At 73.1% G+C, this 21,427-nt stretch carries 16 protein-coding genes; 7 read left to right on the forward strand and 9 right to left on the reverse strand.

Features of this window, described 5'->3' with window-relative positions; all coding sequences use genetic code 11:
• Positions 1-205: 205 nt before the first annotated feature.
• On the forward strand, positions 206-1,417 hold the full coding sequence (locus tag BJ968_RS04490) for an acetyl-CoA C-acyltransferase (protein WP_179749588.1): 1,212 nt from the start codon (positions 206-208) through the stop codon (positions 1,415-1,417).
• Positions 1,417-3,480: a 3-hydroxyacyl-CoA dehydrogenase NAD-binding domain-containing protein gene (locus BJ968_RS04495; RefSeq protein ID WP_179749590.1), complete on the forward strand. Its 2,064-nt coding sequence runs from the start codon at positions 1,417-1,419 to the stop codon at positions 3,478-3,480. The genes BJ968_RS04490 and BJ968_RS04495 overlap by 1 nt, the downstream gene beginning before the upstream one ends.
• A gap of 60 nt (positions 3,481-3,540) precedes the next feature.
• Here the strand turns inward: BJ968_RS04495 and BJ968_RS04500 are convergent, their stop codons facing one another.
• Genes BJ968_RS04500 through BJ968_RS26330 form a run of 3 tightly spaced genes read right to left on the reverse strand, consistent with a single transcriptional unit; the run spans position 3,541 to position 7,713 of the window.
• Positions 3,541-4,701: an acyl-CoA dehydrogenase family protein gene (locus BJ968_RS04500; protein ID WP_179749592.1), complete on the reverse strand. Its 1,161-nt coding sequence runs from the start codon at positions 4,699-4,701 to the stop codon at positions 3,541-3,543.
• Positions 4,698-6,203 (reverse strand): long-chain-fatty-acid--CoA ligase, encoded by a 1,506-nt coding sequence (locus BJ968_RS04505; protein WP_179749594.1) that lies wholly within the window; start codon positions 6,201-6,203, stop codon positions 4,698-4,700. Before BJ968_RS04505 ends, BJ968_RS04500 begins: the two co-directional genes overlap by 4 nt.
• Positions 6,204-6,255: 52 nt before the next feature.
• Complete coding sequence (locus BJ968_RS26330; RefSeq protein ID WP_179749596.1) at positions 6,256-7,713, reverse strand: diguanylate cyclase domain-containing protein; 1,458 nt, start codon at positions 7,711-7,713, stop codon at positions 6,256-6,258.
• A gap of 108 nt (positions 7,714-7,821) precedes the next feature.
• Here BJ968_RS26330 and valS point away from each other — a divergent pair, with 108 nt between their 5' ends.
• Positions 7,822-10,461 carry a valine--tRNA ligase gene (valS, locus tag BJ968_RS04515; protein WP_179749598.1) on the forward strand — a complete coding sequence of 880 codons (2,640 nt, stop codon included), beginning with the start codon at positions 7,822-7,824 and terminating at the stop codon, positions 10,459-10,461.
• An 80-nt stretch (positions 10,462-10,541) separates the two neighbouring features.
• On the opposite strand, the gene BJ968_RS04520 is transcribed toward valS, so the two are convergent.
• Positions 10,542-11,624 carry an inositol-3-phosphate synthase gene (locus tag BJ968_RS04520; RefSeq protein WP_179749600.1) on the reverse strand — a complete coding sequence of 361 codons (1,083 nt, stop codon included), beginning with the start codon at positions 11,622-11,624 and terminating at the stop codon, positions 10,542-10,544.
• The gene (locus tag BJ968_RS04525; protein WP_179749602.1) at positions 11,624-12,199 is read right to left on the reverse strand and encodes a helix-turn-helix transcriptional regulator; all 576 of its coding nucleotides are present in this window, start codon (positions 12,197-12,199) and stop codon (positions 11,624-11,626) included. The genes BJ968_RS04520 and BJ968_RS04525 overlap by 1 nt, the downstream gene beginning before the upstream one ends.
• Before the next feature lie 142 nt (positions 12,200-12,341).
• On the opposite strand from BJ968_RS04525, the gene BJ968_RS04530 reads away from it, so the two are divergent.
• From BJ968_RS04530 to BJ968_RS04545, 4 genes are all read left to right on the forward strand, one after another.
• Positions 12,342-12,770, forward strand: coding sequence for a MarR family winged helix-turn-helix transcriptional regulator (locus BJ968_RS04530; RefSeq protein WP_179749604.1), 429 nt, complete (start codon positions 12,342-12,344; stop codon positions 12,768-12,770).
• A 147-nt stretch (positions 12,771-12,917) separates the two neighbouring features.
• Positions 12,918-13,403, forward strand: a complete 486-nt coding sequence (locus tag BJ968_RS04535) for a MarR family winged helix-turn-helix transcriptional regulator (protein WP_179749606.1) — start codon at positions 12,918-12,920, stop codon at positions 13,401-13,403.
• Entirely contained in the window at positions 13,400-15,931 is a 2,532-nt protein-coding gene (locus BJ968_RS04540; RefSeq protein ID WP_218884789.1) for an MFS transporter, read from the forward strand. The genes BJ968_RS04535 and BJ968_RS04540 overlap by 4 nt, the downstream gene beginning before the upstream one ends.
• 65 nt (positions 15,932-15,996) lie before the next feature.
• Positions 15,997-16,776, forward strand: a complete 780-nt coding sequence (locus tag BJ968_RS04545; RefSeq protein WP_425491563.1) for a YceI family protein — start codon at positions 15,997-15,999, stop codon at positions 16,774-16,776.
• 66 nt (positions 16,777-16,842) lie between these two features.
• Here the strand turns inward: BJ968_RS04545 and clpX are convergent, their stop codons facing one another.
• From clpX to tig, 4 genes are all read right to left on the reverse strand, one after another.
• Positions 16,843-18,135, reverse strand: coding sequence for an ATP-dependent Clp protease ATP-binding subunit ClpX (clpX, locus tag BJ968_RS04550; RefSeq protein ID WP_179749610.1), 1,293 nt, complete (start codon positions 18,133-18,135; stop codon positions 16,843-16,845).
• 227 nt (positions 18,136-18,362) lie between these two features.
• On the reverse strand, positions 18,363-19,016 hold the full coding sequence (locus BJ968_RS04555) for an ATP-dependent Clp protease proteolytic subunit (RefSeq protein WP_179749612.1): 654 nt from the start codon (positions 19,014-19,016) through the stop codon (positions 18,363-18,365).
• 46 nt (positions 19,017-19,062) lie between these two features.
• Positions 19,063-19,704 (reverse strand): ATP-dependent Clp protease proteolytic subunit, encoded by a 642-nt coding sequence (locus tag BJ968_RS04560; RefSeq protein WP_425491469.1) that lies wholly within the window; start codon positions 19,702-19,704, stop codon positions 19,063-19,065.
• Between the two features lie 177 nt (positions 19,705-19,881).
• Complete coding sequence (tig, locus tag BJ968_RS04565; RefSeq protein ID WP_179749614.1) at positions 19,882-21,339, reverse strand: trigger factor; 1,458 nt, start codon at positions 21,337-21,339, stop codon at positions 19,882-19,884.
• Between the last annotated feature and the right edge of the window lie 88 nt (positions 21,340-21,427).

Below are 21,427 nucleotides of genomic sequence, written 5' to 3' on the forward strand. Positions count from 1 at the left end.
GGCCCGCTCGTGGCCGACCCGTTCTTCCGGAGGCTCACCGGTGATGGCCGGATCGTCGCCTGTGCGGTCATGGTAACCGGCGCGGGCCCGGCGGTCTTCCCCCGGCGGCCCGGTGGACCCCGGCCAACTACCAGGGACCCGCGGTACCGCTTACCTCCGGCGGCGCGTACGGTGGGCCCGAGCGCACCCACGACGAGGAGGTCCTGTGGCCCACACCGCTCCGCCCGGACGGAGCGTCGTCTTCGCCGACGGCGTCCGCACCCCCTTCGGCAAGGCCCGTCCCGACGGCCTGCACGCCCAGACCCGCGCCGACGACCTCGTCGTCGCCTGCCTGCGCGAACTCCTGCGGCGCAACCCGTCCCTGCCGCCCGAGCGCGTCGACGAGGTCGCGATCGCGGCGGCCACCCAGAGCGGGGACCAGGGCCTCGTGCTCGGCCGCAGCACCGCGCTGCTCGCGGGCCTGCCCGTGACGACGCCCGGCTACGCCGTCGACCGCTGGTGCGCCGGGGCCATGACGGCCGTCACGACGACGGCGGCCTCCATCGCCGTCGGGGCGGTCGACGTCGCCCTGGCCGGCGGGGTCGAGCACATGGGCCGGCACCCCCTGGGGACCGGGATGGACCCCAACCCCCGGTTCCTCACCGAGCGCATCGTCTCCCCCGACGCCCTGGACATGGGCAAGACGGCCGAGGCCCTGCACGACCGGTTCCCCCAGCTGACCAGGGAGCGGGCCGACGCGTTCGCCGCCGCCAGCCAGGAGAAGTTCGCCAAGGCCGTGGCGAGCGGCCAGGTCGGCGCCGACCTCGTGCCCGTCGCCTCCGCCAGCGCGGAGCGGGGCTGGGGGCTGGCCACCGCCGACGAGCTGGCCCGCCCCGGCACGACGGTGCAGGCCCTGGCGAACCTGCGCACCCCCTTCCGCCCGCACGGGCGGGTCACCGCCGGCAACGCCTCCCCGCTGACCGACGGGGCGACGGCCTGCGTCGTCGCGGCCGAGGACACCGCCGCCGAGCTCGGCCTGACCCCGCGGATGCGGCTCGTCGGGTTCGCCTTCGCCGGCGTCGAACCGGAGGTCATGGGCCTGGGCCCCGTCCCCTCCACCGAGAAGCTGCTGCGCCGGGTCGGGGTGGGCATCGACGAGATCGGCCTGTTCGAGCTCAACGAGGCCTTCGCCGTGCAGGTCCTCAGCTTCCTGGACCACTTCGGCATCGCCGACGACGACCCGCGGGTCAACCCCTACGGCGGGGCCATCGCCATCGGCCACCCCCTGGCCGCCTCCGGCGTGCGGCTCATGACGCAGCTGGCCCGGCAGTTCTCCGAGCACCCCGAGGTCCGCTACGGGCTCACGGCCATGTGCGTCGGGCTCGGGCAGGGTGGCTCGGTGCTGTGGGAGAACCCGAACTGGGAAGGGGCCAACTGATGCCGGTGCACGTCCGCGGGCTGGACCTGCCCCGGGCCGGGGGCGGGACGGGCGCGGGGCGGGCGGCGCTGCTGACCCTGGACCCCGGCGACCCGCGCAAACCCTTCGTGCTGGGCCCGGAGGTCCTGGAGGAGCTGTCGGCCGCCCTCGACGAGGCCGAGCGGCTGGTCCGGGACGAGGGCGTCGTGGCGGTCGGCGTCACCGGCGTGGGCGGCGTGTTCTGCGCCGGGGCCGACCTGAAGCAGGTGGCCCGCACGCCCTCGCGGGAGGACTCCCTGGCCCTGGGGCGGCTCGGGCACCGCGTCCTGGGACGGTTCGCGACCCTGCCCGTGCCGACCTTCGCGTACGTCAACGGCCTCGCCCTCGGCGGCGGGCTGGAACTGGCGCTGCACTGCACCCACCGGACGATCTCCTCGGCGGTGCGCGGCGTCGGCCTGCCCGAGGCGTACCTGGGCCTGGTGCCCGGCTGGGGCGGCACCCACCTGCTCCCCCGGCTGGCCGGCCCCGACGTCGCCGTGCGGGTCGCGATCGAGAACGCGCTGGCCGGCAACAGGACGCTGACGGGTCCGCAGGCGTTCGACGCCGGGATCGCCGACGTGCGGTTCCACCCCGCCGACTTCCTCGTGGAGTCGTTGCGCTGGACGGACTCCGTCCTGGCCGGGCGGACCGTCGTGGAACGGCGCGACCCGGCGACCGAGCAGGAGTGGGACGCCGCCGTCGCCCGCGGCCGGGCCGTCGCCGACGCCCGCGTCCACGGCTCCGCCCCCGCCCCGTACCGGACGCTGGACCTCATCGCCGCCTCCCGCACGAACTCCCGCGAGGAGCACTTCGCGGCCGAGGACGAGGCCCTGGCCGACCTGGGGGTCTCCCCGGAGCTGCGCGCCGGGCTGTACGCCTTCGACCTCGTCCAGCGCCACGGCCGCCGGCCCACCGGCGCCCCCGGCACCGCGGCGCGGGCGGTGAACTCGGTCGGCGTCGTCGGGGCGGGGCTGATGGCCTCGCAGCTGGCCCTGCTGTTCCTGCACCGCCTGCAGGTGCCCGTCGTGCTCACCGACGTCTCCGCCGAGCGCGTCGAGAAGGGCGTCGGGTTCGTCCGGCAGGGCGTGCAGGACCTGCTGGCCAAGGGGCGCATCACGCAGGACACCGTCAACCGGCTCACCGCCTCGGTGTCGGGGTCGGTGGACAAGGGCGCGCTCGCCGGGTGCGACTTCGTCGTCGAGGCCGTCTTCGAGGAGCTGGGCGTCAAGCAGGACGTGCTGCGCGAGCTGGAACCGCTGCTGCGCGAGGACGCCGTCGTGGCCACCAACACCAGCTCGCTGCCGGTCACCGGGATGGCCTCGGTGCTGAAGAACCCCGAGCGGTTCGTCGGGTTCCACTTCTTCAACCCCGTCGCGGTGCTGCCGCTCGTGGAGGTCGTGCGCACCCCCGCCACCGACGACGCCACCCTCGCCACGGCGTTCGCCGTCGGCGCGGCGCTGAAGAAGACGTGCGTCCTGGTGCGCGACGCCCCCGCGTTCGTCGTGAACCGGATCTCGACGCGCATGTTCGACGAGGTCCTGCGGGCCCTGGACGCCGGGACGCCGCTGATGGACGTCGAGCACGCCCTGGACCCCCTCGGGCTGCCGATGTCGCCGTTCCGGCTGGCGCACTTCGTCGGGCCGGCCGTCATGCTGCACGTCCACGAGACCCTGGCCGCTGCGTTCCCCGACCGCTACCGCGTCTCGGCGAACCTGCGGCGCTGGGTCGAGGCCGGGGGGCCCGAGCTCGTCACCCCGAAGGGCCCGGTCGCCGCGACGGGCGCCGACGCGGGCCTGTTCGAGGTGGGCGACGCGCCGCTGACGCGCGAGCAGGTCCTGCGGAACGTGCAGGACGCCCTGGCCGACGAGGTCCGGCGCGTGCTCGACGAGGGCGTCGTGGCCGGGCCGGAGGAGGTCGACGTGTGCCTTGTGCTGGGCACCGGGCACCCGCTGTCCACCGGCGGGATCACCCCGTACCTGGACCGCGTCGGGGCCAGCGAGCGCGTCACCGGGCGCCGGTTCCACCCCGCGGCCCCCGCGGCCTGAGGCTGCGGGCCCTCGAGGCCCCGCGCCGGGACCCCACCGGGGGTCCCGGTGCGGGACCGGTCAGGTGAAGGCGGACAGGCCCGTGAGGTGGCGGCCCACGATGAGGGTCTGGATCGACTCCGTCCCCTCGTAGGTGTGCAGGGCCTCCACGTCGGCCATGTGCCGCGCGACGCGGTTCTCCAGCAGGATCCCGTCGCCGCCCAGCAGGTCGCGCGCCATCGCCGTCACGGCACGGGCCTTGCGGGTCGCGTTGACCTTGGCCAGGGAGGCCTGCGTGTCGGTGAGCCGGCCGGCGTCGGCGAGCTTGCCCACGCGCAGGCAGAACAGCTGCATGGCGGTGACCTCGGCGAGCATCCGCACGAGCTTGTCCTGCACGAGCTGGAAGCTGCCGATCGGCTGGCCGAACTGCTTGCGCTCCAGGGAGTGCGCCAGCGCCGTCTCGTAGGCGGCGAGCGCGTGGCCCAGGGCCCCCCAGGCGATGCCGGCGCGGGTGGCCGACAGCACCCGGCCGGTGTCGCGGAAGCTGTTCGCGCCCGGCAGCCTGTTGGCCGCCGGGACCCGCACCCCCGTCAGCGTGATGTGCGCGTTGTGGATGGCCCGCAGCGACGCCTTGCCCTCGATGACGGTCGCCTCGAAGCCGGGGGTGCCCCGCTCGACGAGGAAGCCCTGCACCTGCCCGTCCTCCCCGCGGGCCCACACGACGCACACGTCGCAGACCGTCCCGAAGCCGATCCAGCGCTTGGCGCCGTCCAGGACGTACTCGTCGCCCTCGCGCCGGGCCGTCGTGGCCAGGGCCACGGCGTCGGAACCGTGGTCGGGTTCGGTCAGGCCGAACGCGCCCAGCACCTCCAGCCGCGCCATGGGCGGCAGCCAGCGCTCCTTCTGCTCGGGCGAGCCGAGGAACGCGATGGACCGCATCGCCAGGCCCGCCTGGACGCCGAGCATCGTGGCGAAGCTGCCGTCCCCGCGGGACAGCTCCATCGTCACCAGCCCGGCCGCGGTGTGGCTCAGGGACGGGACGCCCGGGCCCTGGAGGCCGTCGCCGACGAGGTTCAGCTGCCCGTACTCCTTGAGCAGGTCCAGCGGCATCTCCGCCCGCTCCCAGAAGCCCCCGGCGACGGGGATCACCTTCTCGTCGACGAAACCGCGGACGGTCTCCCACACCGAGCGCTCCTGCTCGGTGAGGTCGGCGGCGATGTCGTAGTAGTCCACACCGGTCATGGCTGTGCTTCCTCTCGTACCGGGGGCTTGATCTGGCGCTTGAGGACCTTCCCCGTGGGGCCCTTGGGCAGTTCGTCGACGATCCACACGCGCCGGGGGTACTTGTAGGCCGCGAGCTGGCCCTTGACGTGCTCCACGAGTTCCTCGGGGGTGGCCGTGGCGCCCTCCTTGAGCACCACGGCGGCCCCGACCTCCTCCCCCACGAGGGGGTCGGGGAAGCCGACGACGGCGGCCTGCTCGACGGCGGGGTGCTCGTACAGGACCTCCTCGACCTCGCGCGGGTACACGTTGTACCCGGCGCGGTCGATCATGTCCTTGGCGCGGTCGACGATCGTGTAGTAGCCGTCGGCGTCGCGGGTGGCGAGGTCCCCGCTGCGGAACCAGCCGTCGACGAAGGCGTGGGCCGTGGCGACCTCGTTGCGCCAGTAGCCCTTCATGACGTTCTCGCCGCGGATGACGATCTCGCCCACCCCCTCGGTGACCGGGGTGCCGTCGGCGGCGCGCAGGTCCATCTCGCAGCCGCGCACGGGCAGGCCGATGGTGCCGGGCTTGCGCGGGACGTCGGGGCGGTTGAAGGAGGCCACCGGGGACGTCTCGCTCAGCCCGTACCCCTCCAGCACGACGACGCCGTACTTCTCCTCGAAACCGCGCAGCACCTCCACCGGCAGGGAGGCCCCGCCCGAGACGCACGAGCGCCACGAGGACAGGTCGAAGTCGCCGGCCGTCGGTTCGCTGAGCATCGCGACGTACATGGTCGGCACGCCCGCGAAGTGGGTGACGCGGTCGCGCTGGACGAGGGCGAGCGCGGCCGCGGCGGTGAACCGCGGCAGCAGCGTCATGGTGCGCCCGGCGACGACCGCGGTGTTCATGGCGCAGGTCTGCCCGAAGGCGTGGAACAGCGGCAGCGCGCCGAGGATCGTGTCGCCCTCCCCCAGCCGGATGAGCTGCTCCTGGCTGGTGACGGCGTTGCTCAGCAGGTTGCGGTGGCTCAGCTCGGCGCCCTTGGGGGCCCCCGTGGTGCCGGAGGTGTAGAGGATGACGGCGGTGTCGTCCGGGTCCGGCTCGTGCACGTGCGGGTCGGGGTCGACGGAGGCCAGCAGGGCGCTGGTCGCCCCCGGCTCGACGACGAGGACGCGGGTGCCGGTGCCGACGGCGCCGGCGTGGGCGGCCTCGGCCACGGCGTGCCAGACGAGGGCCAGGACGGCGCCGGAGTCGGCGAAGAGGTGGTTGACCTCGCGCCCGCGCAGCAGCGGGTTCACGGGGACCACGACCGCGCCGGCGCGCAGGATCCCGTGGTACAGCACCGGGAAGTGCGGGACGTTGGGGGCGATGAGCGCCACCCGGTCCCCGGGACGGACGCCCCGGGACCTCAGCAGCGCCGCGACGCGGGCGGTGGCGTCGTCGAGGCCGCGCCAGGTCAGGGCGTGGTCGTCGAGGCGGACGGCCACGTCGTCGGGCCGGGTGCGGGCGTGCTGGGCGATGGTGCTGGCGAAGCTGGGCATGCGGAGCTCCTGCGGACGTCGTCGTCGCTGGTTGCGTGCAGCTTCGCACACGTCACCGTCCCGGGCTCACGCGCTCCCGCGGGTCGTGGGCCGTCCGGGTGCAGGCGCGGCCGGCGTGCTTGGCGGCGTACAGGGCCGCGTCGGCGCGCGCCACGAGGGCGGCCACGTCCTCCTGCCCGTCCCAGCGGGCCACGCCCGCGGAGAAGGTCTGCCCCTCGGGCACGACGGCGCGCAGCCGGTCCAGCAGCTGCTCGACCTGCTCGGGGGCCCTCCCGCAGGACACGGCGAGGAACTCCTCCCCACCCCAGCGCGCCAGCTGGACGCCGCTGCCGCGAAGGGTCTCGCGCCACGCCGCGGACGCCCCCACGAGGAGGCGGTCCCCGGCGGGGTGGCCGCGGGTGTCGTTGAAGGCCTTGAAGTGGTCCAGGTCCAGGAGGGCGACGACCAGGGGGACCCCGTCGCGCCGGGCGCGGGCGCGGACCCGTTCCAGCTCGGCGTCGGCGCTGCGGCGGTTCAGCAGCCCGGTGAGGGGGTCGGTGCGGGCCAGGTCGCCCAGCAGGGCCGTCTGCTCGCGCAGCCGCCCCAGCAGGGCCGACATGCGGGCCACGACGAGGACGAACAGGACGGAGGAGCTGATGACGACGGCCCAGCCCTGCGTGGGCTGGCCGAGGGCGAGCTCCACGCCCAGGGTGCCCGGCGACAGGAGGCTGGCGGCGGTCAGGACGACCAGGCGCAGGCGGCTGAACTCGTCGCGGGTGGCCGGGGACGGGTCGGACAGGCGCCGCATGGAGGGGTGCAGCGCCGCGGCGCCCCACAGGACGTAGGACAGGACGAAGACGGAGTCGATCCAGGTCGCGTCCAGCGTCGAGTAGGCCTCGGCGGCCTGCCAGAGCGCGTCGGCGGTCAGCATGGCCGTGGCGGCGCCGGCCAGCAGGGTGAAGGCGCGCGAGCCGTGCCCGGCCGCGGAGAAGACGCGCACCAGCATGGCGAGCACGACGACGTCGCCGACGGGGTAGGCCAGGGCGACGAGCCCGGCGGGCAGGTCCTGCGGCAGCGTGTGCAGGGCCGGCCGGACCAGGAAGGTCCACGACAGCATCCCGAAGCCGACCGCCAGGATCGCCGCGTCGATGACCCCCTCGCGGTCGGAGCCGGGCCGGGCCTGGCGGGCCATCCGCAGCATGGCCGCCGCGATGAGGGGGTAGGCGGCGACGTAGAAGACGTCCGGGACGCTGGGGTAGGCGTCCCAGCCCAGCCAGTCGTAGCAGACGGCGTAGCTGACGTCCCCCAGGGCCCAGCACAGCAGACCGGCCGCCAGCAGCCACCACGCCGAGGCCCGCTGCGGGCGGTGCAGCCGCGCGCCGACGGCCGTCGCCGCGGCGGCGGACAGGCTGACGACGGAGAACAGCGCGTCGTGCAGCAGCCCCGCGGGCACGAGCAGGCCCAGCACGCCGAACACCGCGCCGAAGGCGGTGTAGGCCTGCCAGGGCAGGAACCGGTGCCGGAAGTCCACGCCCCTGCATCGGCCGGCCCGCGGCCCACCTCAAGCGTCGTGACCGCACCGTTGCGGACGGGCGGGGCAGCGGCGCGGGGCGCGGGCCGGGGCTGGGATGATGGGGCCATGTCCGACGCCACCACCCCCTCGGCCCCGCCCGCAGCGCAGTTCCGCGCCACCACCGCGCCCGGCGTCGAGGTACCCGACCGTCCCACCGTGGACGGCCTGGAGGAGCGCTGGGCCCCGCAGTGGCAGGACTCCGGCACCTACGCCTTCGACCGCACCGCGCAGCGCGCCGACGTGTACTCCATCGACACCCCGCCGCCCACGGTGTCGGGGTCGCTGCACGTGGGTCACGTCTTCAGCTACACCCACACCGACGTGGTCGCCCGCTTCCAGCGCATGCGCGGCAAGTCCGTCTTCTACCCGATGGGCTGGGACGACAACGGCCTGCCCACCGAGCGCCGCGTGCAGAACTACTACGGCGTGCGCTGCGACCCGTCGCTGCCGTACGACCCTTCGTTCGTGCCGCCGGAGAAGGCCCCGAAGAACGACCGCGACTTCGTCCAGGTCTCCCGGCGCAACTTCGTGGAGCTGTGCGACCGGCTGACGGCCGAGGACGAGCAGGTGTTCGAGTCGCTGTGGCGGCGCCTGGGCCTGTCGGTCGACTGGTCCCACACGTACTCCACGATCTCGGCGACCTCGCGCGCCACGGCGCAGCGGGCGTTCCTGCGCAACCTGGCCCGCGGGGAGGCGTACTCCCAGCAGGCCCCCACGCTGTGGGACACGACGTTCCGCACGGCCGTGGCCCAGGCGGAGCTGGAGGACCGGGAGACCGAGGGCGCCTACCACCGGCTGGGCTTCCAGCGCACCGACGGCGGCGGGACGGTCTTCATCGAGACGACCCGCCCGGTGCTGCTGCCGGCGTGCGTGGCGCTGGTGGCCCACCCCGACGACGAGCGCTACCAGCCGCTGTTCGGCACGACGGTGCGCACGCCGCTGTTCGGCGTCGAGGTGCCCGTCCTGGCCCACGAGCTGGCCGACCCCGGGAAGGGGTCCGGCATCGCGATGATCTGCACCTTCGGCGACACGACCGACATCACCTGGTGGCGCGAGCTGCAGCTGGACAACCGGGCCGTCATCGGCCGCGACGGCCGGCTGCTGCGCGAGACCCCGGCCTGGCTGGTGGGGACCCCGGGCGAGGAGGTCTACGCCACGATCGCCGGGGCGACGGTGTTCAGCGCCCAGAAGACCCTCGTGGAGGCGTTGCAGGCCTCCGGCGACATGGTCGGGGAGCCCAAGAAGATCGTGCACCCGGTGAAGTTCTACGAGAAGGGCGACCGCCCGCTGGAGGTCGTCTCGACCCGCCAGTGGTACCTGCGCAACGGCGGCCGCGACGGCGAGCTGCGCTCGGCGCTGCTGGGGCGCGGCGCGGAGCTGGCCTGGCACCCCGAGCACATGAAGCACCGCTACGACCACTGGGTCTCGGGCCTGAACGGCGACTGGCTCATCTCCCGGCAGCGGTTCTTCGGCGTGCCGTTCCCGGTGTGGTACCCGCTGGACGCCGACGGCGAGCCGGTCTACGACTCCCCCGTCACCCCCTCCGAGGACGCGCTGCCGGTGGACCCCGCGGCCGAGCCCGCCCCGGGGTACACCGAGGACCAGCGCGGCGTGCCGGGCGGGTTCGCGGCCGACCCCGACGTCATGGACACGTGGGCGACGTCGTCGCTGACGCCGCTGCTGGCCGGCGGGTGGGAGCGCGACGAGGACCTGTTCTCCCGCGTGTACCCCATGGACCTGCGGCCGCAGGGGCAGGACATCATCCGCACCTGGCTGTTCTCCACCGTGGTGCGCTCGCACCTGGAGTTCGGCGGGCTGCCCTGGGCGCGGACGGCGCTGTCGGGCTGGATCCTGGACCCCGACCGCAAGAAGATGTCGAAGTCCAAGGGCAACGTCGTGACGCCGCTGGCGCTGCTGGAGGAGTTCGGCTCCGACGCGGTGCGGTACTGGGCGGCCTCCTCGCGGCTGGGCACCGACGCGACGTTCGACACGGGGCAGATGAAGATCGGCCGCCGGCTGGCGATGAAGCTGCTCAACGCCTCGAAGTTCGTGCTCGGCCTGGGGGTGGAGCGCGGGGACGCCGCGGACCCGGCCGCGGTCACCGAGCCGATCGACGCCGGTGTGCTGGCGGGCCTGGCGGTGGTCGTGCAGCAGGCCACGGAGGCCTTCGAGCGCTACGACCACGCCTCCGCCCTGGACGTGACGGAGAAGTTCTTCTGGAACTTCTGCGACGACTGGGTCGAGCTGGTCAAGGACCGCGCGTACGGCAGCCGCGGCGAGGGGCCGGCCGCCTCGGCCCGGGCGACCGCGGCCATCGCGCTGCGGACCCTGCTGCGGCTGTTCGCCCCGTTCCTGCCCTACGCGGCCGAGGAGGTCTGGTCGTGGTGGCAGGACGGGTCGGTGCACACCACCGCCTGGCCCGTGCTGCCCGAGCTGGGGACGGTCGACGCGGCGGCGGGCGGCGTGCTCCCGGCGGCGGGGCAGGCGCTGTCGGTGCTGCGCAAGGTCAAGAGCGAGGCGAAGGTCTCGCAGAAGACGCCGCTGTCGGCGGCCACCGTGTCCGGTCCCGCGGCGCTCGTCGAGGCGGCCCGGCAGGCCGAGGGCGACGTCCTGGCGGCCTCGCGCGCGGCGTCGATCACGTGGGTCGTCGTCGAGGGCGCCGAGTCGCTGACGGCGCAGGCGCAGATCGCCCCCGCCGGGGACTGAGGACCGGCGACGAGGAGGGCCCCCACCGGCAGCTGCCGGTGGGGGCCCTCCTCGTGCGGGCGGTGCGGGCGGTGCGGACCTCAGCGGTCGACGGTGCCCGCGATGAACGCCTCGACGCCGTTGCGGCCGGTCTCGTCGTCGCGCTGCTGCGGCGGGGACTTCATGAAGTACGCCGACGGGGACAGCAGCGGGCCGCCGATGCCGCGGTCCAGGCCGATCTTCGCGGCGCGGACGGCGTCGATGATGACGCCGGCGGAGTTCGGGGAGTCCCAGACCTCCAGCTTGTACTCCAGGTTCAGCGGGACGCCGCCGAAGGCCTTGCCCTCGAGGCGGACGTAGGCCCACTTGCGGTCGTCGAGCCACTGGACGTAGTCGCTGGGGCCGATGTGGACGTTGCGGGTGCCGAAGTCGGCCTCCACGTTGGAGGTGACGGCCTGCGTCTTGGAGATCTTCTTGGACTCCAGGCGGTCGCGCTCGAGCATGTTCTTGAAGTCCATGTTGCCGCCGACGTTCAACTGGTAGGTGCGCTCCAGCTCGATGCCGCGGTCCTCCAGCAGCTTGGCGAGCACGCGGTGGGTGATGGTCGCACCGACCTGGGACTTGATGTCGTCGCCGACGATCGGCACGCCCGCGTCGGTGAACTTCTGCGCCCACTCGGGGTCGCTGGCGATGAACACGGGCAGCGCGTTGACGAAGGCGACCTTCGCGTCCAGGGCGCACTGCGCGTAGAACTCCGCGGCGTCCTGGGAGCCGACGGGCAGGTAGCAGACGAGGACGTCGACGCGGGCCTCGCGCAGGGCGGCGACGACGTCGACGGGCTCGGCCGCGGACTCGGTGATGGTCTGGCGGTAGTACTTGCCCAGGCCGTCGAGGGTGTGGCCGCGCTGGACGGTGACGCCGGTGGTGGGGACGTCGCAGATCTTGATCGTGTTGTTCTCGCTGGCGCCGATGGCGTCGGCGAGGTCGGTGCCGACCTTCTTGTCGTCGACGTCGAAGGCGGCGACGAACTCGACGTCGCGCACGTGGTAGTCGCCGAACTGCACGTGCATCAGCCCGGGGACGGACTGCGAGGGGTCGGCGTCGCGGTAGTAGTGGACGCCCTGCACGAGCGAGGCGGCGCAGTTGCCGACGCCGACGATCGCGACGCGGATCGGACCTGCCATCAGGGTTTCTCCTCGGGGTGGTGGTTCGGGGTGTGCTCTGCGGTGATGAGGCGTTCGAGCCAGTCGACCTCGCTGCGCACGGTCTCCAGACCGTGCCGCTGGGCCTCCAGGGCGTAGGAGTCGAGCTGGGCCTGGGTGCGCTCGATGGAGCGGTTCATGACCTCGAGGCGTTCGAGCAGCCGGGCCCGGCGGCCCTCGAGGATGCGCAGGCGGGTGCGCGGGGCGACGCGGGCGAAGAGGGCGAAGTGGACGCCGAAGGCGTCGTCCTCCCACACCTCCGGGCCGGACTCCTCGAGCAGGTCGGCGAGCCGGTCCCGGCCGTGGGCGGTGATCTCGTACACGACGCGGGCCCGCTTGGGGCTGATGGTGCCGGGGAGGCGCTGCTCGGTGGTCTCGGTGATGCAGCCGCCGGCCTGCAGCGCCCGCAGGGCCGGGTAGAGGGTGCCGTAGCTCAGGGCCCGGAAGAGCCCGAGGCGCTGGTCGAGCCGCTTGCGGACCTCGTAGCCGTGCATCGGGCCGTCGGCCAGCAGGGCCAGGACCGCCAGCAGGACGACGTCACCCCGTTTGCGCACCACGTCGCCCCCGCTCTCCTCGATGCATCGGTTCGATGCATCTGCGCGTGACATTAGGGGGTGACCGCGACGCTGTTCAAGCCCGTCCGCCCGGCGCGTCGCCCGTGCCGCACGGGCCGGGGGCGCGGACCGGTAGGTTCCTGGGATGGTCAGTGGCCCCGCCGAAGCGCTGGAACGCGAGCTCGCCGTCCTCCTGCGGCGATCGCGTGCGATCAACCGGGAGACCGCGAACAGCGTCCACCCGGACCTGGAGCCGGAGGCGTACAGCCTGCTCGTGCGCCTCGACGACGTCGGACAGGCGCGCCCCTCGGACCTGGCGACGTTCTTCGGGATCGGCAAGCCCACCTTGTCCCGGCAGGTCCAGCTCCTGGAGCGGCTGGGGCTGGTCAGCCGGGAGGCGGACCCGACCGACGGCCGCGCCGTGCGCCTGACCCTGTCCCCCGACGGCCTGGAGAAGGTCCACGCCGCCCGCGCCGCGCGCCGCCAGCGCCTGCACACCCGACTGGAGGGCTGGCCCGAGGAGGACATGACGACCCTGGCCACCCTCCTGCACCGGCTCAACACGGCCATCTGAGCCCGCCCCGCCGCCGCGCGCGGTGACCCCGCGCCCGGCCGTCGGGCGCGGGGTCACGCCTGCCCCGGGTGGGGCGATGGGGTTGCATGAGGCAACCAATCGACCTATGGTTGCTTGCACACACCAACCGCACTCCCGAAGGTCGCCATGGCCACCCCGCACGCGTGCGCAGCGCTCGTCGACGTCTTCCCGGACCTGCTCCGGGCCCGCCGCTGCCTGGTCGGCACGCTGAACACCCCCGCCGTCGCCGCCCTGGCCGTCGTCCACCAGCACGGCCCGCTGCGCCTGAGCGAAGTCGCCGAGCACCTCTCGCTCGACCTGTCGACCGTCAGCCGCCAGGTGTCGCACCTGAAGGCCAAGGGCCTGCTGCGCGCCACCCCCGACCCCGACGACGGGCGCTCGCACCGGCTGACCGTCACCGACGCCGGGGTCGAGGACCTGCGCGCGTTCCGGCGCACCGTCGTCGACCGGCTCGTCGGCCAGCTCGGCAGCTGGCACGACGAGGACGTCCAGGACCTCACCCGGCTGCTCGGGCGCCTCGCGCGCACCACCGGGTGCACCCCCGCGACCACGCCGGCACCGCCGGAGAACGCCCACACCCACCAGGAGAACCCGTTGCAGGCGAACGCATGAGCGCCACCACCCACACCCAGGCCCCGCAGCTGGACGGCACCGCCCCCAAGATGAGCCACGGGGAGGTCCTCGAGGCGCTGTCGGGCCTGCTGCTGGGCATGTTCGTCGCGATCCTGTCCTCGACGGTCGTCTCGAACGCGCTGCCCACCATCGTCAACGACCTGCACGGCACCGAGTCCGGCTACACGTGGGTCGTCACCGCCGCGCTGCTCGCCACGACGATCTCCACCCCCATCTGGGGCAAGCTGTCCGACCTCTTCTCCAAGAAGCTGCTCGTCCAGTCCGCCCTGGTGCTCTACGTCCTGGCCTCGGCCGTCGCCGGCCTGTCCACCAACATGGGCACGCTCATCACCCTGCGCGTGTTCCAGGGCATCGGCGGCGGCGGCCTGCTCGCGCTGGCCCAGGTGATCCTCGCCTCGATGGTCAGCCCCCGCGAGCGCGGCCGGTACTCCGGCTACCTCGGCGCGACGTTCGCCCTCGCGACCGTCGGCGGCCCCCTCATCGGCGGCGTCCTGACCGAGCACCTGTCCTGGCACTGGTGCTTCTACGTCGGCATCCCCTTCGCCGTCCTGGCCTTCGTCGTCCTGCAGTTCAAGCTCAAGCTGCCGGCCCAGCCCCGCCGCGCCGTCTCCATCGACTACCTCGGCGCCCTGCTCATCGCCGCCGGCATCTCCGCGCTGCTCATCTGGGTGTCGCTGGCCGGCACCGAGTTCGACTGGGCGTCCTGGTGGACCGTCGGTCTCGTCGCCGCCGGCGTCGTCCTGCTGGCCCTGGCCGTCCTGGCCGAGCACCGCGCCACCGAGCCGATCGTCCCGCTGAAGTTCTTCCGGAACCCGACCATCGCGCTGTCGGCCGCCGCCAGCCTCTTCGTCGGGGTCGCCATGTTCGGCGCCACGATCTTCCTCAGCCAGTACTTCCAGCTCGCCCGCCACGAGACGCCCACCATGGCCGGCGTCATGACCATCCCGATGATCGTCGGGCTGTTCCTCGCCTCCACCGTCGCCGGGCAGTTCATCACCCGCACCGGCCGCTGGAAGGCCTGGCTCGTCGTCGGCGGCGTGCTGCTCACCGCCGGCCTGGGCCTCATGGGCACCATCGAGTACGACACGAACTACTGGGTCGTCGCCCCGTACATGGCCCTCATCGGCCTGGGCGTCGGCATGATGATGCAGAACCTCGTCCTGGCCGTGCAGAACGTCGCCGAGCCCCGGGACATGGGCTCGGCGTCCTCCTTCGTCGCCTTCGCCCGCAGCCTCGGCGGGGCCATCGGAGTCTCAGCCCTCGGCGCCGTCCTGGGCCACCGGGTCACCACCCACCTCCAGGACGGGCTGACCGCCGCCCGCATCGACCCCGCCGCGGCCCTGTCCTCGCTGGGCTCCAGCACCGGCGTGCCGAACCTCGGGGCGATCCCCGAGCCGGTCCGCTCGATCGTGCAGGCCGCCTACGGCTCCTCCATCGCCGACGTCTTCCTGCTCGCCGCGCCGTTCGCGCTCGTCGCCTTCGTCATCACCCTGTTCTTCAAGGAGCGCGCGCTGCGCACCGACGGCGGCCAGGACGCCCCCGCGGCGGCCGCACCTGCGAAGATCGACGCAGCTGCGATGAACGGTGCTCAGATCGACGGTGCCCAGCACCAGCACCCCGAGCGGGAGGAGGTCCCCAGCGTGCCTGCCCAGTCCACGCGCACCGACGCCGGGCTCACGTTGTCCGGCACCGTGCGCCACCACGACTCCCGGCCGCTGGCCGGCGCCGTCGTGACCCTGGCCGACCAGTCCGGCCAGCAGGTCGCCCGCACCGCCAGCCGCGACGACGGCGGCTACTCCCTGGCCCTGCCCACCGGCGGGACCTACCTGCTCATCGTCGCGGCCGCCCACGTGGCCCCCGCCGCGACCCTCGTGGGCATCGGCGACACCTCCGTGACCCGCGACGTCGTGCTGTCGGGGCGCTCGGCCATCACGGGCCGGGTCCTGGCCCACGAGCCGCACCAGGCCGACGAGCCGCTGCGCACCCACGGCGTGCAGGGCGCCCTGGTCACCCTCACCGACGTCACCGGCGAGGTCGTCGGGTCCACCCGGACCGACGGCGGCGGCGGGTACGCCTTCGACCAGCTCATGGGCGGCGCCTACGTGCTGACCGCCCAGAGCGAGTCGCACCGGCCGCTGGCCCGCAGCGTCGAGGTGCCCGACGCCGGCGCCCTGGCCTGCGACCTCGTCCTGACCGGCGGGGGCCGCCTCACCGGCACCGTGGTCGCCGCCAGCGACGGCCGCGTCCTGCGGGAGGCGTCCGTCACCCTCGTCGACGCCGACGGCGAGGTCGTCGGGTCCGTCGTCACCGGCCCCGACGGCAGCTACTCCTTCGAGGACCTCGCCGGCGGCCACTACACGCTGACCGCGGCCGGGTTCGCCCCCGTGGCCGCGTCCGTCGACGTCGAGGAGGACTCGGTGTCCGCCGCCCGGATCACCCTCGGGACCGGCACCGGTCCCGCCGTGCTCGACCTGACGCGCTTCGACGCCCGCTCGGAGCAGCGGTGAACGCCGAACCGGCCGCCCGGCGGCACGCCACGGCCGCCGGGAACGGCGTCACGGGCGAGGGCCGCGTGCTGACCCGCGAGGGCTGGCCCGTGACCGGCGCCTCCGTGACGCTCCTGGGCGCCGACGGGTCGCAGGTGGCCCGGGCCGTGACCGGCGGCGACGGCGGCTTCGCCCTGCTCGGGGTGCCCGCGGGGGCGGCGACCATGCTCGTCGCCGCCGCGGCGCACGAGCCCCGCGCGACCAGCGTCGTCGTGCCCGCCGACGGCGCCTGGCGCGTCGGGGAGGTCCGGTTGCGGCGCCAGGGCGGCAGCGACGTCCCGCCGCCGGGGGTGTGGGTGATCGACATCGCGCACTCGACGATCTCCGCCACGGCCCACCACCTGGGCCTGTCCGCCGTGCACGGCCGGTTCACGGGCTTCTCCGGGGTCATCACCGTCCCCGAGGACGTCACGCGGGCCACCGTGGAGGTCGAGATCGACGCGACCTCCATCGACACCGGCAACGGCGTGCGCGACGACCACCTGCGCTCGCCGGACTTCCTCGACGTCGCCCGGTACCCCACGCTGACGTTCCGCGCCGCGGGCGTCCAGCGCGGCGCCGACGGCTGGGTCCTGGCCGGGGACCTGACCCTGCTGGCCACCACCCGGCCCGTGGAGCTGCAGCTGTCCTACGCCGGCAGCGGCCCGGACCCCTGGGGCGGCACCCGGGCGGCCTTCACGGCCACCACCGAGCTGCACCGCGACGACTTCAAGATGAACTGGAACCAGGCCGTCGGGATCGGGGTCGCCGTCTTCGGGACCACCCTGAAGGTCCAGATCGACGTCCAGGCCGTGCTGCAGCAGTAGCCGCCGGACACGACGAGGGCCCCGCACCAGCCGGTGCGGGGCCCTCGTCGTGCCACGAGCAGGTCGTCAGGCCGACTTGTCCCGGCGCTCGCGGGTGGGCTTGCGGGCCGGCGCCTCGCGGGGCACCAGGGTCGGGTTGACGTTCTTGAGGACGACCTCGCGGGTCACGACGACGCGGGCGATGTCGTCGCGGCTCGGCACGTCGAACATCACGGGGAGGAGGACCTCCTCGATGATGGCCCGCAGGCCGCGGGCGCCGGTCCCCCGCAGGATCGCCTGGTCGGCCACGGCCTCCAGGGCGTCGTCGGTGAACTCCAGCTCCACGCCGTCCAGCTCGAACATCCGCTGGTACTGCTTGGCCAGGGCGTTGCGGGGCTTGGTCAGGATCTGGACCAGCGCCTCCCGGTCGAGGTTCTCGACGCTGGTGATCACCGGCAGGCGCCCGATGAACTCGGGGATGAGCCCGAACTTCATGAGGTCCTCGGGCATGACGTCGGCGAAGGTCGGCTCGCCCTTGGCCTGGTTCGAGCGCAGCTGGGCGCCGAAGCCGAGCCCCTGCTTGCCCGAGCGCGCCTCGATGATGCGGTCCAGGCCCGCGAAGGCCCCGCCCACGATGAACAGCACGTTCGTCGTGTCGATCTGGATGAACTCCTGGTGGGGGTGCTTGCGGCCGCCCTGCGGCGGCACGCTGGCCGTGGTGCCCTCGAGGATCTTCAGCAGCGCCTGCTGCACGCCCTCCCCCGACACGTCGCGCGTGATCGAGGGGTTCTCGGACTTGCGGGCGATCTTGTCGACCTCGTCGATGTAGATGATGCCCGTCTCGGCCTTCTTGACGTCGTAGTCGGCCGCCTGGATGAGCTTGAGCAGGATGTTCTCGACGTCCTCGCCCACGTAGCCGGCCTCGGTCAGCGCCGTGGCGTCGGCGATGGCGAAGGGCACGTTGAGCATCTTGGCGAGCGTCTGCGCCAGGTACGTCTTGCCGCAGCCCGTGGGGCCGATCAGCAGGATGTTGGACTTGGAGATCTCCACGGCGTCCTCGCCGCGGGCCTTGCCCGCGGCCTCGCCGACCTGGATGCGCTTGTAGTGGTTGTAGACGGCCACGGCCAGCGACTTCTTCGCCGAGGACTGGCCGATGACGTACTGGTCGAGGAAGTCGAAGATCTCCTTCGGCTTCGGCAGCTCCACCAGGCCCAGGTCGTTGGCCTCGGCGAGCTCCTCCTCGATGATCTCGTTGCAGAGGTCGATGCACTCGTCGCAGATGTAGACGCCGGGGCCCGCGATGAGCTTCTTGACCTGCTTCTGGCTCTTGCCGCAGAACGAGCACTTCAGCAGGTCGCCACCGTCACCGATGCGTGCCACCGACGATTCCTCTCCTCGTGCTGCTCGGGCGCGACCCGGGAGGGCCGGCGGAGCCGGGTCCTCGTCGCGTCACGTGGTGCCACGCTACCTGCCGGGCGGGCGTTCTCCCGACCACTCGCGGGTGCGATTCATTAGACGCCCCCGGGGGACACGGTGCCAGACCGGTCCCCCGGGGCGCTCCCGTTCACCTCACCCGGTGCTGCAGGTGAGTGACGCCCGGTCCCCGCTCACAGGGAGGGGGCGGACGCCTTCCGGCTGGTCAGGACCTCGTCGATGAGGCCGTACTCGACGGCCTCGGTCGCGGTGAGGAACTTGTCGCGCTCGATGTCGTCGCGCACCTGCTCGGCGGTCCGGTTGGAGTGGAACGCGAGCGTGCTCTCCAGCCAGGACCGCATCCGCAGGATCTCGTTGGCCTGGATCTCCAGGTCGGAGGCCTGCCCGTAGTCGCCACCGGCCATGGCGGGCTGGTGGATGAGGATGCGCGAGTTCGGCAGCGCGAACCGCTTGCCCGGGGCACCGGCCGCCAGCAGGACCGCGGCCGCCGAGGCGGCCTGGCCCATGCAGTACGTCTGGATGTCCGGGCGGATGTACATCATCGTGTCGTAGATCGCCGTGAGGGCCGTGAAGGACCCGCCCGGGGAGTTGATGTACATGATGATGTCGCGCTCGGTGTCCTGGGACTCCAGGACGATGAGCTGGGCGATGATGTCGTCCGCCGAGGCGTCGTCCACCTGCACGCCGAGGAAGATGATGCGGTCCTCGAAGAGCTTGGTGTACGGGTCCGAGCGCTTCATCCCGTAGGACGTGCGCTCCTCGAACTGCGGCAGGACGTACCGGGCGGACTGGTCGTACGCCGGGTTCAGCCGGGACTGCGGGTTCATCGGGCGGTCTCCCCTCGGAGCGGTGGTGAACGGCGGGCGGTGGAGCTCAGGCACCGGTGCCGCCCCCGCCCTCGACCTCGCTGGTGTGACCGACGACGTGGTCGATGAGCCCGTACTCCTTGGCCTCCTGGGCCGAGAACCAGCGGTCGCGGTCGGAGTCGCGGGTGATGGTCTCGAAGGTCTGGCCCGAGTGCTTGGCGATCAGCTCGGCCATCTGCTTCTTGGTGGCGATGATCTGCTCGGCGAGGATCTTGATGTCGCTGGCCGAGCCGCCCAGGCCGCCCAGCGGCTGGTGCATCATGATCTTCGCGTGCGGCAGCGCCGAGCGCTTGCCCGGAGCACCCGCGCAGAGCAGGAACTGGCCCATCGAGGCCGCCATGCCGGTGGCGATCGTCGCCACGTCCGGCTTGATGTACTGCATCGTGTCGTAGATCGACATGCCCGCGGACACCGAGCCGCCGGGCGAGTTGATGTACATGAAGATGTCCGCGTCCGGGTCCTCGGCCGCGAGCAGCAGCAGCTGCGCGCAGATGGCGTTGGCCATGTCGTCCCGGACCTCGGTCCCCAGCCAGATGATCCGCTGCTGCAGGAGGCGCTGGTAGACGTTGTCGTCGAGGCCCACTCCCGGGTTGCCCGTCCGGGCCTGCTGCGGCGTCACCAGTCCCGGTGCGCTCAAGATCTCGCTCACGCTGTTCCCTGGCCCTCTCCTGGCGTCGACCACCCACCCCGGACGTGTCCGGGAGGGTCCGGCGGATGCTCCGCCGATCTCGATCGACCCTAACGCGCGGGCCCCGACGACCATGTCGGGGCCGGGCCCTTTTCGCTGTGGGCGCACCCGTGACGGGTGCGCCCACAGCGACCGGGATCAGCCCTTCGAGGGGTCCTGCCCGACCTCCTGCGCGGCCGCGGCCTCGTCCTCACCGGTCGGGTCGACGGTCGCGCCGGCCTCGGAGCCGGGGTTCTCCACGGCCTCGCCGGTCCCCTGCGTGCCCTCGTCGGTGCCCTCGGTCGCGCCCTCGGTCGCGTCCTCGTCGGTGCCCTCGGCCCCGTCCTCGCCGCCCACGAGCTCCTCCAGGTCCACCGGGTTGCCCGAGGCGTCGGTCACGGTCGCCTGCTCCATGGCGACGGCCAGCGCCTTGCGGCGACGCACCTCCGAGACCATGGCCGGGACCTGACCCGCGCCGTCGACCATCTGGACGAACTGGTTCGGGTCCATGCCGTACTGCTGGGACTGCCCGACCAGGTACTCGATGAGCTCGCCCTGCTCCACGCCGATCTCCTCGCGCTCGGCGAGGGCGTCGAGCAGGAGCTGGCTGCGGATGGCCTGCTCGGTCGACTCCTGGATCTCCGCGCGGTGCTCGGCGTCCTCCAGGCGGTTCTCGCGCTCGAGGTGGGCGTGGATCTCGGCCTCGACCAGCGACGCCGGGACGGGGACCTCGACGAGCTCGAGGAGCTTCTCGAGCACCTTGTCGCGCGCCTGCAGGCCCTGCTCGAACTTCTTGGACTGCTCGACCTGCTTGAGCAGGTCCGCCTTCAGCTCCTCCAGCGTGTCGAACTCGCTGGCGAGCTGGGCGAAGTCGTCGTCGGCCTCGGGCAGCTGACGCTCCTTGACCGACTGCACGGTCACGGTGATGGAGGCGTCCTCGCCCTTGCGGTCCCCACCGGCCAGCGGCGCGGTGAAGGTCGCGGTGCCCTCGGCGGAGACACCCGTCAGGGCCTCGTCCAGGCCCTCGATCATGTTGCCCTGGCCGATGCGGTAGCTGATGCCCTTGGCCGTCTCGATCTCCTCGCCGTCGATCTCGGCGTGCAGGTCGATGGAGACGAAGTCGCCGTCGGCGGCCGGGCGGTCGACGCCCACGAGGGTGCCGAAGCGCTCGCGCAGCGCGGTCAGGCGGGTCTCGACCTCCTCGGCCGGCACGTCGAGGTCCTCGACGGTCACCGTCACCGTGGACAGGTCGGGCAGCTCGAGCGTGGGCCGGACGTCGACCTCGACGGAGAACTTCAGGTCCCCGCCCTTGGCCGGGTCCGGGGCCTGGGAGACGTCGACCGTGGGCTGGCCCAGCGGCAGGAAGTCCGAGGCCTCCACGGCCTGCTGGTAGAACTTCGGCAGCGCGTCGTTGACGGCCTCCTCGAGCACGACGGCCCGCCCGAAGCGCTGGTCGATGACGCGCGGGGGCACCTTGCCCTGGCGGAAGCCGGGGACCTGGACCTGACCGCCGATCGTCTTGTAGGCCTTGTCGAGACTGGGCTTCAGCTCGTCGTAGCCGACCTCGACGGTGAACTTGACCCGGGTCGGGTTGAGGGTCTCGACGTCGCTCTTCACAGCGGGGATCTCCTGGGGTCTCTCCGCCGGTGCGGAGGTCGTGGTCAGGCGTGCGGCACGCCGGGGCAGCCCCGACGCACCGCGAAAG

Origin of the sequence: Kineococcus aurantiacus (assembly GCF_013409345.1) — a bacterium.
GTDB classification, from domain to species: Bacteria; Actinomycetota; Actinomycetes; order Actinomycetales; family Kineococcaceae; genus Kineococcus; species Kineococcus aurantiacus.

Excerpts from the sequence above, each read along its gene's own strand:
- BJ968_RS04495 (WP_179749590.1), top strand. The coding sequence starts at position 1,417 with ATGCCGGTGCACGTCCGCGGGCTGGACCTGCCCCGGGCCGGGGGCGGG.
- BJ968_RS04500 (WP_179749592.1), bottom strand. The coding sequence starts at position 4,701 with ATGACCGGTGTGGACTACTACGACATCGCCGCCGACCTCACCGAGCAG.
- BJ968_RS04505 (WP_179749594.1), bottom strand. The coding sequence starts at position 6,203 with ATGCCCAGCTTCGCCAGCACCATCGCCCAGCACGCCCGCACCCGGCCC.
- valS (WP_179749598.1), top strand. The coding sequence starts at position 7,822 with ATGTCCGACGCCACCACCCCCTCGGCCCCGCCCGCAGCGCAGTTCCGC.
- BJ968_RS04520 (WP_179749600.1), bottom strand. The coding sequence starts at position 11,624 with ATGGCAGGTCCGATCCGCGTCGCGATCGTCGGCGTCGGCAACTGCGCC.
- BJ968_RS04530 (WP_179749604.1), top strand. The coding sequence starts at position 12,342 with ATGGTCAGTGGCCCCGCCGAAGCGCTGGAACGCGAGCTCGCCGTCCTC.
- BJ968_RS04535 (WP_179749606.1), top strand. The coding sequence starts at position 12,918 with ATGGCCACCCCGCACGCGTGCGCAGCGCTCGTCGACGTCTTCCCGGAC.
- BJ968_RS04540 (WP_218884789.1), top strand. The coding sequence starts at position 13,400 with ATGAGCGCCACCACCCACACCCAGGCCCCGCAGCTGGACGGCACCGCC.
- BJ968_RS04555 (WP_179749612.1), bottom strand. The coding sequence starts at position 19,016 with ATGAACCCGCAGTCCCGGCTGAACCCGGCGTACGACCAGTCCGCCCGG.